Here is a 13,796-nt window from a genome sequence, read left to right as displayed (position 1 = left end):
CGTCCGAAGCTGCGCGAGAAGTCTTGAGCGACGGTAAAATCCGCCCCGGGAGGAGGGGACGGTGAGACTGTTCGCGGCGTTGCTGGGCCTCACGATGGCGCTCGCGGCCGGAACCGGCTGCGCGAGCAGCGTTCCCGGCCACCCGGTGCGGCAGCCGACCGACCCGGCGAGCCTGGAGGTCGGCAACTACCAGACCACGCCGCGCACGGTGGGAAATGCCAAGACCGGCAAGCAATCCCGGATCCGGGAGTCACAGCGGCTGTCGGATTACGTGGCGCTGCCGTTCGAGGCCGACCACGACTACACCTACGAGTGCTCCAACAATGTCCGCCCGCACCTGGTCACCAATCACAAGGGGCTGGGCGACATCGTCATCAACGACACCTTCGACGAGGTCGCCCACGATCTGCGCGGCGGCTGGGTGACCACCTGGTGCACCGGCGCGGCCACCGAGGAGAAGCACCGCAGGCTCAGCATCGCGGTGCTGGAACTGCCCGACGCCGGACGCGCCGCGGCGGTGGGGCCGGTGCTCGAACATGACGACTTCACCTACAACACCGGCAATCAGCCGGTGACGCTGGTCAAATACCCTGCGAGCAAAGCGCATTGGCGACCGAACGTGGCGTCGCTGGGCTCGTGGACGGTGCGTGACCGCTACGTCGTGTACATCAAGCTGGTGGACGAGCTGGCCGCCGCGCCGGATCTGGCGGATCTGAGCGCGCGCACCGAACGCATGCTCGACGTGGCGCTGCCGCTGCTCGACACGTTCCAGCCCACGGCGACCGACCGGTTCGAGCACATTCCGCTCGACCCGGACGGCATTCTCGGCCGCACCCTGCCGACGAATCCGGAACTGCCGCTGCGCCCGGACCCGGACGGGGTGTACACCGGGCGCGGCTCGTTGCAGAGCCTCGACAGCGCGGACCTGGAATTCCTCACCATCGGCGATGTCGATCTGGTCGGTTACGGGGACGCGCTGGTGTTCCACAGCCGCACCGGCGCGGCGGCGCGGGCGCTGTGGGACAAGTGGAATCCGGCCACGGAACCCTCCGACAAGCATCGCGCCGTCGACCCGCCGCCGCGCTTCCCCGGGGATATCGGCTGCTTCGCGGATCTGGAGAACGGGCGGGTCATGTTCCACCAGTGCACCTTCCACGTGGACAAATACAACGTGCAGGTCGGCGCGCGCAACCTGGCCGAGCTATATCAGAAGACAGCCGCCCAGTACGTCCTGTTGACGAGCAGGTGACCGGATGAGACGACTGCGGACAATGGCGTTGGCGGCAGCCGCCGCCGTGGCGGTCCTCGGCGCGGGGTACGCGGTCGGGTCGTGGCCGGTGGCCGGACACGCGGTACCCGGCATGACCGCGGCCGATCTGCCGAAACTGAAGGTCGGACCGTATCCGTCGGCCCCGGCGGAATTCGTGCCGTTCTACGGCACGGTCGCCGACGCGTACGCGATCGAATCGCGGCGCATGATGACGTATCTGGCCGGGCCCGACCGCATCGATCCGGACGTCCGGTATCTGGGCGGGGCTCGGCTGCTGAGCAACTCCGGCGCCGACTTCGACGACGACAACGGGCCGTTCCCGAAGAACTGGCGGCCGGTCGCGGAACGCAATCGGCTCATCGCGGGCGCCTACATCTGGCGCAACAACGACAGCGTGCGGGCGCGCAAGCACATCACCCTCGCGATCCAGCGCTTCCCCACCGAGCAGGCCGCCCGCGCGGCCGTCGACGGGTACTGGGAGGCGTTGAACGACCCTGGGCGGCATACGATTCCGATCGATGCCGCCGATCTGCCCGCCGACACCCGTGACAGTGTGCGGGCGTCCTCCCGCACCGACGAGAAGGGCGAGGTGGTCGCGGCGCGCGGCGTGTACGTGATCATCGGCCATGCCGTGATCCCGCAGAACGATCCGGCGGCGCTCGGCACCCGGCTGCGGGAGATGCTGCGCGCCCAGCTCACCGCGATGGCGGAGCTGAAACCCACTCCGCTCGAGGATCTTCCGGACCTGCCCGGCAATCCGGACAAGATCCTGGATCTCACGCTGCCCAATCAGTACGACAGCTCCGACTCCGACCAGTCCGGGGGTCGCGGTCAGGGTGGGGTCTACACGCCCGCGGGCGCACTGCATTTCGAGCGCGACACAACGGTGGCGCGGCCCGCGTTCGAGGCGGCCGGGGTGGATCTGGTCGCCCGCAACGGGGCGACGGTGTACCGCACCCGGGATCTGAAGGCGGCCTTCGGCTTACAGACCGCGCTGACCCGGCTGGGCCGCGACGACGACGAGGTCCCGAACCCCGGCGGTATCACCGACGCGCACTGCGTGCGGCTCGACGAACCCGAGCCGATCCGCGACGCCACGTATCTGTGCGCCGTGGTCTACGGCCGGTACGTGGCGGTGATCGGGGCGCAGGCCCGGTTCGGCGGCGGCGCGCCCGCCTCGTTCGAGCAACGGGTGTCGGCGCAGTATTCGATGCTGGCCAGGAGCGGATAGCGATGAGGATCGCACGAGCGAGAACCCGGCTGCTGGCCCTCACGGTGGCGGCCGCGCTGGCCGGTGGCTGCGGATCCGGACCGGCCGACCCCGCCGCGCCCGCGTCACCCGCCGCGACCGTCGATGTGTCGCAACTGGATCCGGGGAACTATCCGGTGGTCCCGCGGCAGATCACCACCATGAAGCCCGACATCAGCGTCGGGGACGTGGTGCAGGAGGCGATCCGGCTGGGCGAGCACGTCCCGCTGCCCCTGGAGATCGACGAGCGGCTGGGGTACGGGTCCGGCGGGAGCGCGATCACCGCGGACTATCCGCCGATGGGGATCGACGGGTTCAACGATCGCGCGCCGGGGCTGGTCGCGGGCTGGCAGACCGGTGGACGGCATCGGTACGACGTCTCGCTCGGGCTGAACGTGCATCTCACCGTGCTGCGGTTCGGCAAGCCCGCGCAGGCGGCGACGGCAGCGGATTTCCTCGCCTCGCAGGCGAGTCCGGAGTACCCGGACAAGGGGCCGGTGCAGATCCCCGGCTATCCGGCCGCACGGGCCGCGCTCACCTCTCTCGAATGGGTGCGGGCCCTGTACCCGCAGGGCGAGTACCTGTACTGGCTGCACGTCGAGGACGACCTGACCGTTCCCGACGGTCCCGCATTCCTGATCGACGTGGCGAAGCGAATGCTGGACAAGGCCACCGAATCGATGCGGGACTATCGCCCCACCCCGCCCGACCAGCTGGCGGGCCTGCTCAGCGATCCCGACGATCTGCTCAGCCGCGTGCTGCCCGCGGGCAAGGGCCAGGTCCGGGCGAGCGAGGGACTGTACGGCCCGCACGCCGCCCTCACCCACGACGATCGACCGGCCGCCTCCCGCCGCGCGTACGCCGACGCCGGAATCGACGTGATGGCCAGTTCGCTCAGCAATATCTATCGGACGAAGGACGATGCGGCCGCCCAGCGCTTCATCGCCGCCTTCGCCGACGAACTGCTCGACCGCTACAAGCCCGTCGACCCGCCGCCCGGCCTGGCGACGGCACGCTGCCTGCAGTTGAAGGACGTGAAGTACGCCATCGGCGCGAAGTTCATGTGCTATCTGCCCTACCAGCGCTACGTCGCCGAGGTGTACGCCGATCAGTCCCAGGATCTGCGCCAACGGCTTTCGGCCCAATATCAGCTGCTCGCCTATGGCCACATCTGACACTCGGCCGGGTCCGGCGATCGTTGCTACATTCCAAGGGCCTGGACAAGGGCGACAACTGATCTCGCGAGTTCGGGGTAACTCGCCGGATACAGCCGAACGTGATTCGGCAACGGCAATGAGCGGGCCACTGAAGGCCCGGAGAGGCGGATAAGCATGCCGTTGCGGCCCGGCACCGTTGTGGGCGGCCACCGGATCATCCGGGTGCTGGGCAGTGGCGGGATGGGGACCGTCTATCTGGTGCAGGATCCCATGTTCCCGGGGCGGCTGGACGCGCTGAAAGTGCTCAGCAACGATCTGTCGCACGACGAGGTGTATCGGGCGCGGTTCGCGCGCGAGGCGAATCTCGCTGCGGAGCTGGATCATCCGAACATCGTGACGGTCTACGCACGCGGGGAGGAGGACGGGCGGCTGTGGATCGCCATGCAGTACATCCCCGGCACCGACGCCTCCGTGGAATTGAAACAGCACCCCGAGGGCATGACGCCGCAGCGGGCGCTGCGCATCGTCACCGAGGTGGGCAAGGCCCTGGATTACGCGCATCGGCGCGGGCTGCTGCACCGGGATGTGAAGCCCGCCAACTTCCTGCTCTCCCGTGACGAGGACGCGCATCCGGGCGAGGAACGGGTGCTGCTCACCGATTTCGGCGTCGCCAAGTCGGTGACCGACGGCCGCGAACTCACCGCCACCGACGCCATGATGGCCACCCTCGCCTACGCGGCCCCCGAGCGGCTGGTCGCCGGGCCGCTGGATCATCGAGGCGATATCTACAGTCTCGGTTGCGCTTTCGTGAAGCTGCTCACCGGGCGTACGCCGTTCCCGGTGAATTCCATCGCCCAGGCCACGCTGGGCCACCTCCAGGATCCGCCGCCCGCGCTGGCCACGCTGCGCGCCGATCTGCCGCCCGCACTGGACGCGGTGATCGCGAAGGTGCTGGCCAAGAATCCCGACGACCGCTACGCCACCTGCCGGGACTTCACCGATGACGCCGCGCTCGCCGTGCAGGGCCGGATGCCCTCCGCGCCGCCGATCGTCGAGTCCGAGCGGCCGACCGAGCGGATCACCCGGCCACAGCCGGTCGGCTCGGCGACCCTGTCCACGACCCGCGGCTCCCGCACCACACGCCGGCGCGCCCTCGCGGGGGCGGCGGCCGTTGCGCTGCTGGGTGTTTCCGGCACCGCGGTCTACCTGGCCACGCATCAGGATTCCGGCGGCGACCCCGTCACCCAGACCACCTCCACCCCCAGCGATTCCCCGGCCCAGGTCCGTGCCGCGCATCCGTCGTTCCTCAACAAGACCGTCGCCGCCTACAACCTCGGCGACAGCTCCCTGTCCGTCGACCTGGATTCGAGCGAGCAGGCGAAGTTCCTGCAGGACATCGGCTTCCGCTACGCCACCGACTTCCGCGCCAAACCCGACGAGACCTCCCCGCGCCCGTTGTCCGCGTCCGGCGAGACGGTCCCCGACGTCGACCTGGTCATCGTGGTGCGCACCGACAAGCAGGCGGGCAATGGCGGCCTGCGCGGCCTGCCGAGCTCGTTCCTGTCGTCCAACCTCACCCATGCCCGTCTGGTCATCGTCGACGACCCGGCCACCGCGCAGGCTTTCCAGACCTGGACCCCGACCTCCGCGGATGTCGCGATCCAGAAGATCGTCCCCGCGATCGCGAAGGTGCTGTAGGCGGCCCCTCGGACACGGGCCCCGGAACTCCCTGCGCGCCAGCGTGATCCACGTCTCGAGCGACCATGGGCGGGGTGGCGCAAGTGTGCCAGCCCGGTTGGCGTGCCACCGCGGTCTTGTTACGCTCCGCCCCGAAAAGGAGGTCGTGGTGTTCGGAAGACGGTGGGGGATCCTCCGATGCCTCCTGCTCGCAGCCGCGTTCCTCCTCACCGCCTGCGGTTCGCCCGCCGCCTCCCAATCCGACCCGGGCTCAACCCCTTCCGCGCACACCAACAAAGACGTGTGCACCCGCATGCTGGACTTCTTCCACACCACCCTCGGTGTCCCCGAGGCCCAGGTAGCCGAACTCAGCCAAGGCACCATCAACGCCACCATCGGCATGACCGGCTCCTGCTACCTCAACCTCAAGCCCCGAGCCCCCTACGTGGCCTGGCTGACCCTCCGCAATATGCGCAAACCAGACCACACCGACCCCGAAGGCGGCCGCTACCACCGCCTCGACGGCTTCGACGAGGAAGTCTGGCGCTCCGCAGACGACTCCTTCCTCACCCGAATCGGCACCTGGGAAGGCATGATCGCGATCGACGACAAGATCGCCGCCACCAGCTCGGTCCCCCTGAAGATGACCGACGCCAAAGTCCGCGACACCATCACCTTCTTGATCGCCACCACCCGCGAACTCCACTAGGCGCCCGCCGAGGCGCCGTTCTAGGCTGGCGCGATGACCGACCGGCCTCTGTTGCGCTACCGCTTGATCACCGGCCCCGATGACGCGACGTTCTGCGAGCGGATCAGCGCGTTGCTGGAGCAGGGTTATCGCCTGCACGGCTCGCCCGCCGTCACGTTCAACGGTGTCTCCGTTATCGCCGCGCAGGCGGTGGTGTGGGGTGAGGGCTGACCGCGGCGGCGGGTCAGGAGGGGAAGCGGTGGGTTCGGGCGGGGATTGATTCCAGGCCGTCGCCGATGCGGCGGGCGGCGGCGGAGAGTTCGGCTAGGTAGTGGCGGCGTTCGGGGAGGGTGACGTCGGGGCGGAGGGGGCCTATCTGGAGTTCCATGACGGCGTGGCCGCTGTCGTCGAAAACCGGGGCACTCATGTAGCTGAGGGGGAGGGTGGCTTCGGAGTCGAAGGTGGGCTGGTCGTAGGCGCTGCCGCCGAACGTGGCCAGCTGGGCCAGGACTCGGCCTCGGAGGTCCTTGTCGCCGGGGTGTTCGGCCAGGTGGGTGGCGACGTCGGAGAGGACGCGGAGGCCGGGGAGGCTGTCGGGCTCGAGGCGCCAGGCGCAGTAGCCGGCGGCGCGGAGGGTGTCGAGGACGGCGCGATATTCGTCACGTCGTTCGGTGCCGCGGGTATCGAGCCAGTCGCGTTGGCGGGCCTTGCCGGTGTGGGCGATGATCGCGGCGCCGGCGGGGGCCAGCAGGGGGATGCGGACTCCGGATTCCATGCCGATGGTGAGGCGGTCGCGGGTGACGGCGACGAATTTGAGGTGACCGCCGCTGAGCGCGGTGAGGGCGGCGCCGCAATTCACACGGTCGGCCAGTTCCTCCAATTCGCGCTCCAACCAGGCACGATCATGGCGGCCCGCGGCGGCGCGGGCGCCGATGGCGGCGAGGCGGCCGCCCAGTTCGTAGCTGAGGTTGGGGAGGCGGCGGACCCAGCCCCGGTCGGCGAGCGCGGCCAGAATGGAGCCCGCGGTGGAGCGGTTCAAGCCGAGGGTGTCGGCGATCTCGGCGGCGGTGAGCGAGTCGCGTTGGGCGGCGAGCAGTTCCACGATCGCCACCACCCGCTGGGTGGGGGGCGAACTCTCGGTCTTGCCTGTGGGCACCACGGTCTCCTAGCCTGAGCCGCGACAAATAGCCGTACGGCTGGGTACGAATAGTCGCATCGAGGAGCAGGGCATGGCAACCAGGGCACAGGGGCCGAGCGGGTCGTGATCGCGGATTTCGCCGACCACTGGCTGCTGTACTGTTCCATCCCGCTCGTCGCGGCGCTCATCGGCTGGGTGACCAAGATCGTCGCCGTGCAGATGCTCATGAAGCCGCTCGAGTTCAAGGGCATCCCGCCGTGGCTGGGCTGGCAGGGCGTCATCCCCCGCTCCGCGCCGCGCATGGCCACCATCGCCGTGGACCTCATGTTCGGCAAGCTGATCGATCCGCAGGACATCATCGCCCGCATCGACATCGGCGAACTCACCACGCGCCTGCGCGAACCCCTCGACGCGGGCGTCGACCACATGGTGCGCACCATGATGATGAAACACGAGCCGCGGCTGTGGGTGAACATGCCCGAGGCCGCGCAACGCGCCATCATCGAACGCGCGCAACGGGATCTGCCGCACCTGATCGAGGACATCGTCTTCGACCTGCGCACCAATATCGACCAGGTGATGGACCTGCGCGGCATGGCCATCAGCGCCCTGGTCGACGACAAGTCGCTGCTGGTGGAGATGGTGCGCCGGGTCGGCAACAACGAGCTGCGCTTCATCGTGCGCTCCGGGCTGATCTTCGGCACCGTGCTGGGTTTCGTGCAGATGTTCACCTGGTCGCTGACCCACAACCCGTTGCTCATGCCCGCGTTCGGCGGGTTCACCGGCCTGCTCACCGACTGGCTGGCGCTGCAGATGATCTTCCGTCCGATCCGTCCGGTCGGTATTGGACCGTTCAAGTGGCAGGGCCTGTTCCACAAGCGGCGCGAGCAGGTCTGCACCGACTACGGCGACCTGATCGCCACCGAGATCCTCACCCCCGCACGCATTCTCGAGGCCGTTCTCCACGGCGAACGAGCCGACCGGTTGGCATCCCTGCTGAGCCACCACGTCAGCGAGTTCCTGGAACTCCAGACCGGCCCGGCCCGGCCGCTGGTCATGATGGTCGCGGGCGACAGCTACACCGCCATCGAACGCGACGCGGTCACCTTCGTCCTCGACCACATCAAGGCCGCCGCCCACTCCGGTTTCGACCAGCACGCCATCGAGGCCCTCGATGTCCGCAGTCTGGTCATCGAGAAGACCAAGCAGTTGTCCGACGACGAGTACGAGGGCCTGCTGCGCCCCGCCTTCAAGCAGGACGAATGGAAGCTGGTCGCGATCGGGGCGGTGCTCGGATTCCTGGTCGGCGAACTCCAGGTTCACCTGATTCTGGGGTGAGCGCGCCGATTTCGGGGCACATTCCGACCGCCGTTCCAGCCCGTCGGCGTGGCGTTGGTCGTACGATGGGCACTCGCGCGCAAAACCGCCGGTAGTCTCGAATTCGCATGCTACGCATGCTGGACGGCACGGTGAAGCACCACGCAGCGTCGGCGAAATCACCGCGAGTCTCCTCAAATTGCGATGTTTGCGAAGCCGAATCGGTACCATCCCCCACGTGCGCAAGATGTATGCGGGGGCCCGACTACGGCGGTTGCGCGAGGAACGGCGGATGACCCAGGCGGCCTTGGCCAAATCCCTGGACCTGTCGCCCAGCTACCTCAACCAGCTCGAGCGTGATCAGCGACCGCTCACGATTCCCGTGCTGCTCAAACTGAATTCCACCTTCGACCTGGACGTGCAGTTCTTCGCCGCGGACTCCGACGCGCGGCTGGTCTCGGACCTGCACGAGATCCTGGTGGAGGCCGCGGGCGGCAATGCCGCGCCGGTGGCCGAGGTCGAGGATCTGGCCACCCGCATGCCCGAGGTCGCGAAAATCGTTGTGGCCATGCATCGCCGACTACGGGCCGCGACCGACCAGCTGGATCTGTTGTCCTCCAAGGTGGCCACCCCCGCCGGCGTGCCCGGCGTCGCGATGCCCTACGAGGACGTGCGCGACTTCTTCTACGATCACCACAATCACATCGCCCAGCTGGACCTGGCCGCCGAGCGGCTGTTCGAGGAGAGCGGACTGACCATCGGGTCCCTGGACCGCCAGCTGGCGCGGGTGGCCGAGGAACGCGCGGGCGTCACCGTCCTGGTGCGCGGCGACGGGGCCGACCCGAACATCCCCAAGCGCCACTACGAACCCGAGACCCGCACGCTCACCCTGGCCCGCCGGCTGCGGCCCGGACAGCGCGCCTTCCAGATCGCCGCCACCCTGGCCTTCCTGCTGCACGGAGCCCTGCTCGACGAGGTGCTCGACGAGAACCCCGTCCTCAGTGGTGAATCCCGCACGCTGGCCCGGATCGGGCTGGCCAACTACTTCGCGGGCGCGCTGGTCCTGCCCTACGGCAAGTTCCTGCGCTCGGCCGAGGAACTGCACTACGACATCGACCTGCTGGGGCTGCGCTTCGAGGTCGGCTTCGAGACCGTCTGCCACCGCCTGGCCACGCTGCAACGCCAGGGGCAGCGCGGGGTGCCGTTCTTCCTCATCCGCAGCGACCGGGCGGGCAATATCTCGAAACGCCAGTCCGCCACCGCGTTCCACTTCTCCCGGGTGGGCGGCAGCTGCCCGCTGTGGGTGGTGCACGAGGCGTTCGACCAGCCCGGCCGGATGCTGTCGCAAGTGGCGTCCATGCCCGACGGACGGCGCTACCTGTGGGTGGCCCGCACCACCGCGCCCACGCCGAGCGGGTTCGGCGGCGCCGGAGGGGAATTCGCCATCGGACTGGGCTGCGATATCGAATACGCGGACCGCCTGGTCTATTCCCGCGGTCTGGAGATCGAGGATCCCGCCGCGGCCGTACCCATCGGAGCGGGCTGCAAGGTGTGCGAGCGCCCGTCCTGCGCCCAGCGCGCCTTCCCACAGATCGGGCGGCCGCTGGCGATCGACGAGCACACCAGTTCGGATCTGCCGTACCCCCGTCTGCCCCGCTGAGGCCGGAGAGCCGGAAGCGGGGCTTGCATCATGCTTGCCCTCATCCATTTTGGATATCCATTTCGCCCGATTGCATCAAATACCGAAAGGTATTAATACTGTCTAGTATTCTTGATCGCGCACCTGGAAAATCATGAGTTACCCGGATTAATCCGGCGTTTGCTCCCCATCTCCCGCCCATCCTGTGTAGCGTCTGGATTCGCTCGAAGATTTCTCGGAACAAGCGGTGGGCGGCAGTGATCGGTATCGACGGATGCCTCAAACGCATCATGGACATTCCCGGTGCATGCAGCGTCACCCTCGTGGACGGCGCGAGCGGGCTGGCCATCGCCGCCGCCGGCCGCCACGATGTCGTCGATCAACACGAAGACGCTGCTGCCGCAACCGATGTCGTGCGCTCGGTGCTCACCTCCCCGGCCATGGCCACCGGCCGCCCCGGCGACGACATCACCGAGATCATCGTGTGCGGAACCGGCGGATATCACCTGCTGAATTTGATCGACGGTGATTTCGACGGACGGCTATTCGTGCACGTTCTCTTCGACGGCGACACCGGTAATCTCGCTATGGCCAGGTACCAGCTGCGGATAATTCTCGCCGAATTCTCCGAGGATGATCATGGACAGTGAACTTGTCATCGAACTGCGGCGGCTGGAACAGCAACGCGGCACCGGCGTACTCACCGTGGGCGATGGCGCATTTCATCTCGTCGAGGGCGCTATCGTGGCCGCCGATTGCCGGCGCACCACCGGACTCGATCGCCTGGCGATAACCGCCGGGCTCACCGATGCCGAGGGCTGGCGCCGCGCCCGGTCCGGAACCCCCGACCAGCTACCGACCGGCCCGCGGCTGGAAACCCTTGCGCTGCTGTCGGTCTTCGACGCCGCCTACCTACTGCTGGCCGCGCCCGCGCGGGTGGAGTTCCGGGAAGAGCCGGCGCACTGGCTGGCCCACGCCTGCCGCATCACCCCGGGCGCGCTCATCCACGAATGCGCCCGCCGCGGCGACCCGGCTGCGGGCGTGTGGCCGGTGGAGCTGGTGGATCGCGTCGCCGTGGTCCCGGTGCGACGGGTGCAGCGGCGGCGGGTGGTGCTCACCGGCGGCCAGGCCGAGGTGCTCGCCGCGGTCGACGCCCGCCGCAGCATCAGCGGGCTCGCCGAGGATCTGGGCCGCACCACCTACGGCTGCCTGCTCGCGGTGCGCGAACTCACCGCGGCGGGGCTGATCGAGGCGCCGGTCATGGTGGCCCTGGCCGACCACATCGGCGCCGTCACCGAGCCGGACCGGGCACCGGCCGAACCACCCCCCGCAGCGGACGAGAACTCCGCGGCGGCAACGAATTCCGCCCCGCCGCTGCGCCGCCGGGTGCGGCAGGCCGCGGCGGTCGCCGTCCCCGACCGCTGGGAACCGCCCGACCGGGACGTCCTCATCCGGCTACGGGCGGCACTGGAGGAACTGGCATGACCGCGAACGGATAGGGAGGCGGCCTTGGAGGAGCTCGCGTGACCGCGCGGCGAAGGCGGCTCGGCGAATTGATAGGAAGGTTGACCAAAGTGGCGATGTCCGGCCCAGAACCGAACACGCAGGTACACAGGGAGCTGAAGGCGCTGCGGGACCGGGTGCCGCAGTTGACCGGCACGCTGGTGGCGTCCACCGACGGGCTGCTCATCGCACACGATCTGCCCGCGCACATCGAGCCGGCGGGCATGGCGGCGCTCACCGCCGCACAGCTCTCGCTCTCGCACCGGCTCGCCGCGACCGCGCACGGCGGCGGCTTCCACGAGGTGGTGGTGCACGGCGAGAGCGGCGACGTCGTCATCTACGCCGTGGGCTGGACCGCCTCGCTCACCGTGCTCGCCGGGCCCGGCACGAATATCGGCCGCGTGCACCTGGAATCGCGGCCCACCGCCCGGGCCATCGCCGACCATCTCGCGGCCGTCACCGGCGACGCCGATCCGGCCGCCGCGCTGCCGCCCGGAACACAGACTTCGAACCCCAAGTGAAACACCGATTGAAAGGAAACCCCATGTCCAACATGGATATCGCACTGAAGGACATGATGGTGATCGACGGCGCGATCGGCGCGGCCGTGGTCGACTACAACAGCGGCATGGCGCTCGGCATGCTCGGCAGCTCGAAGGCGCTCGACCTCCAGGTCGCCGCCGCGGGCAACACCGAGGTGGTGCGGGCCAAGATGCGCACCATCGACCAGCTCGCCATCAAGGAGGAGATCGAGGACGTCCTCATCACCTTGAGCAGCCAGTACCACATCATCAGGCCGATGACCGGACGGAAATCCAAGGGCCTGTTCCTGTATCTGGCGCTCGACCGCGCCCGGGCCAACCTGGCCATGGCCCGCCACCGCCTCAAGGGCATCGAGGAAGACCTCGAGGTGTGACCTGTTCCGCGCCGAACCCGGGTGCCCGTACGGGCGAATTCGCCGAATCCCCGTACGGGCGAACACCACTCTGAATCCCCATGACGGGTCACCGTTTTGACAGCCGATACCGGGCACACTTCCAGCACCGAGCCGGTAGTGTGAACCGCGTCAGCCGATGCCAGACGGCGTTGTCCCGCATCGAGGACCCCGGCTGCTCTTCTTCGCCTCGCGTCCGAACCCGACTGTGAAAGGACGAAGGGAACCCGCTCATGACTACCAAGGCAGATCTGCCGGACGGACTGCAGATGCGGACCAGCACCGTCGGCGGCGCCAACGGCAGCTGCGTGCAGGTCGGCTACTGGCCCGGCCGCGGCATCGTGGTCGCCCACAGCAAGGAGGGCAGCAACGGCGCGGTGCTGCTCTTCACCGTGCGCGAGTGGGAATCCTTCATCGAGGGCGTCAAGGCCGACGAATTCCCCGCCGCCGTTTAGCCCGGCGAAGGGGACGTCCACGCCACGGACGGGCTAGGTTCGGTGGCTGTGGCGTTCGAATACCGGGTCGGTGACATCCTCGAGCTGTCCTGTCCGTTCACCGCGGCACGGGTCACCGAGCTGGCGGCGGACCAGGTCCGCGTCGAATGGCCCTGGTGGGCCGACGATCCCGACGGCGACGGCTGGAACGGCGTGGTCACGGTGCCGACCGGCCCCGGCGCACCCGGCTGGGAACACGAGCTGTTCCGAATCCGGCCCGCCGACGGCGAACTCGCGGCCGACGCGCCGTGCCGAGTCGGGATTCCGCCGACCCTGGTACGCGTGACCGGGCTGCGCGAGCACGAACCGCCGCGCGCCACCGGCCGGTTGCCCCGGCCGCGCCGGGAGATCGCCTACCTGCGTGCCGGTCTCGCCGACGAGCCCGGCGCAACCGATCAGGAACCGGTGTTCGATCCCGACGACGGCATCCCCCGGACCGTCGAATTGCGGTTCCGCCCCTACGCTTTCCTCGAACCGGGCGACGAGGTCGCCGACTCCTCCGGCCGCGCCTGGCGCTTCGGCGGGCCCTGGGACTGGCAGCCGTTCGGCCCGGCCCACACCGACGAACCGAGCTGGCCGCTGATGCTGCTCACCCGCGACGGCGACAGCGACGACGCCGCCGCGGTGGACGTCACCGAGGCCACGCTGTCCGGCTCGCACGAGGAGGAGATGGCGCGGTGGCGCGAACTCGCCGGGCTGACCCCCGACGACGCCACCGCCGAATAGTCCG

15 protein-coding genes are annotated in these 13,796 nt (G+C 68.8%); 14 read left to right on the top strand and 1 reads right to left on the bottom strand.

Annotated elements, in window-relative coordinates:
- Positions 1-61 precede the first annotated feature (61 nt).
- The 6 genes from ACQPYY_RS09645 (at position 62) to ACQPYY_RS09620 (ending at position 6,272) form a co-directional block, all read left to right on the top strand.
- Entirely contained in the window at positions 62-1,249 is a 1,188-nt protein-coding gene (locus ACQPYY_RS09645; protein ID WP_433593478.1) for a DUF7373 family lipoprotein, read from the top strand.
- A gap of 4 nt (positions 1,250-1,253) precedes the next feature.
- Complete coding sequence (locus ACQPYY_RS09640) at positions 1,254-2,501, top strand: DUF7373 family lipoprotein (protein WP_433593477.1); 1,248 nt, start codon at positions 1,254-1,256, stop codon at positions 2,499-2,501.
- A gap of 2 nt (positions 2,502-2,503) precedes the next feature.
- Positions 2,504-3,694, top strand: a complete 1,191-nt coding sequence (locus tag ACQPYY_RS09635; protein WP_433593476.1) for a DUF7373 family lipoprotein — start codon at positions 2,504-2,506, stop codon at positions 3,692-3,694.
- Positions 3,695-3,850: 156 nt separating this feature from the next.
- The gene (locus ACQPYY_RS09630; protein ID WP_433593475.1) at positions 3,851-5,374 is read left to right on the top strand and encodes a serine/threonine-protein kinase; all 1,524 of its coding nucleotides are present in this window, start codon (positions 3,851-3,853) and stop codon (positions 5,372-5,374) included.
- Positions 5,375-5,522: 148 nt separating this feature from the next.
- A complete protein-coding gene (locus tag ACQPYY_RS09625; RefSeq protein WP_433593474.1) occupies positions 5,523-6,062 on the top strand; it encodes a hypothetical protein in 540 nt (179 codons plus the stop codon).
- A gap of 33 nt (positions 6,063-6,095) precedes the next feature.
- A complete protein-coding gene (locus ACQPYY_RS09620; RefSeq protein WP_433593473.1) occupies positions 6,096-6,272 on the top strand; it encodes a DUF1737 domain-containing protein in 177 nt (58 codons plus the stop codon).
- Positions 6,273-6,285: 13 nt separating this feature from the next.
- On the opposite strand, the gene ACQPYY_RS09615 is transcribed toward ACQPYY_RS09620, so the two are convergent.
- Positions 6,286-7,197 (bottom strand): helix-turn-helix domain-containing protein, encoded by a 912-nt coding sequence (locus ACQPYY_RS09615; protein WP_379101742.1) that lies wholly within the window; start codon positions 7,195-7,197, stop codon positions 6,286-6,288.
- Between the two features lie 105 nt (positions 7,198-7,302).
- Between ACQPYY_RS09615 and ACQPYY_RS09610 the strand changes: the two genes are divergently transcribed.
- From ACQPYY_RS09610 to ACQPYY_RS09575, 8 genes are all read left to right on the top strand, one after another.
- On the top strand, positions 7,303-8,517 hold the full coding sequence (locus tag ACQPYY_RS09610) for a DUF445 domain-containing protein (RefSeq protein ID WP_433593472.1): 1,215 nt from the start codon (positions 7,303-7,305) through the stop codon (positions 8,515-8,517).
- 217 nt (positions 8,518-8,734) lie between these two features.
- Complete coding sequence (locus tag ACQPYY_RS09605) at positions 8,735-10,156, top strand: short-chain fatty acyl-CoA regulator family protein (RefSeq protein ID WP_433593471.1); 1,422 nt, start codon at positions 8,735-8,737, stop codon at positions 10,154-10,156.
- 236 nt (positions 10,157-10,392) lie between these two features.
- The gene (locus ACQPYY_RS09600; protein ID WP_357097539.1) at positions 10,393-10,785 is read left to right on the top strand and encodes a hypothetical protein; all 393 of its coding nucleotides are present in this window, start codon (positions 10,393-10,395) and stop codon (positions 10,783-10,785) included.
- Positions 10,775-11,620 carry a hypothetical protein gene (locus tag ACQPYY_RS09595; protein WP_433593470.1) on the top strand — a complete coding sequence of 282 codons (846 nt, stop codon included), beginning with the start codon at positions 10,775-10,777 and terminating at the stop codon, positions 11,618-11,620. The genes ACQPYY_RS09600 and ACQPYY_RS09595 overlap by 11 nt, the downstream gene beginning before the upstream one ends.
- 95 nt (positions 11,621-11,715) lie before the next feature.
- The gene (locus ACQPYY_RS09590; RefSeq protein ID WP_357097543.1) at positions 11,716-12,159 is read left to right on the top strand and encodes a roadblock/LC7 domain-containing protein; all 444 of its coding nucleotides are present in this window, start codon (positions 11,716-11,718) and stop codon (positions 12,157-12,159) included.
- A gap of 23 nt (positions 12,160-12,182) precedes the next feature.
- Positions 12,183-12,554, top strand: a complete 372-nt coding sequence (locus tag ACQPYY_RS09585; protein ID WP_357097545.1) for a hypothetical protein — start codon at positions 12,183-12,185, stop codon at positions 12,552-12,554.
- Positions 12,555-12,805: 251 nt separating this feature from the next.
- The gene (locus tag ACQPYY_RS09580) at positions 12,806-13,027 is read left to right on the top strand and encodes a DUF397 domain-containing protein (RefSeq protein WP_357097547.1); all 222 of its coding nucleotides are present in this window, start codon (positions 12,806-12,808) and stop codon (positions 13,025-13,027) included.
- 48 nt (positions 13,028-13,075) lie between these two features.
- The gene (locus ACQPYY_RS09575) at positions 13,076-13,792 is read left to right on the top strand and encodes a hypothetical protein (protein WP_433593469.1); all 717 of its coding nucleotides are present in this window, start codon (positions 13,076-13,078) and stop codon (positions 13,790-13,792) included.
- Positions 13,793-13,796 lie beyond the last annotated feature (4 nt).

This window comes from Nocardia sp. CA-145437 (genome assembly GCF_050956485.1).
Lineage (GTDB): Bacteria > Actinomycetota > Actinomycetes > Mycobacteriales > Mycobacteriaceae > Nocardia.
The sequence above is the reverse complement of the archived record's forward strand: the minus strand, read 5'-3'. Positions and strand labels throughout refer to the sequence as shown.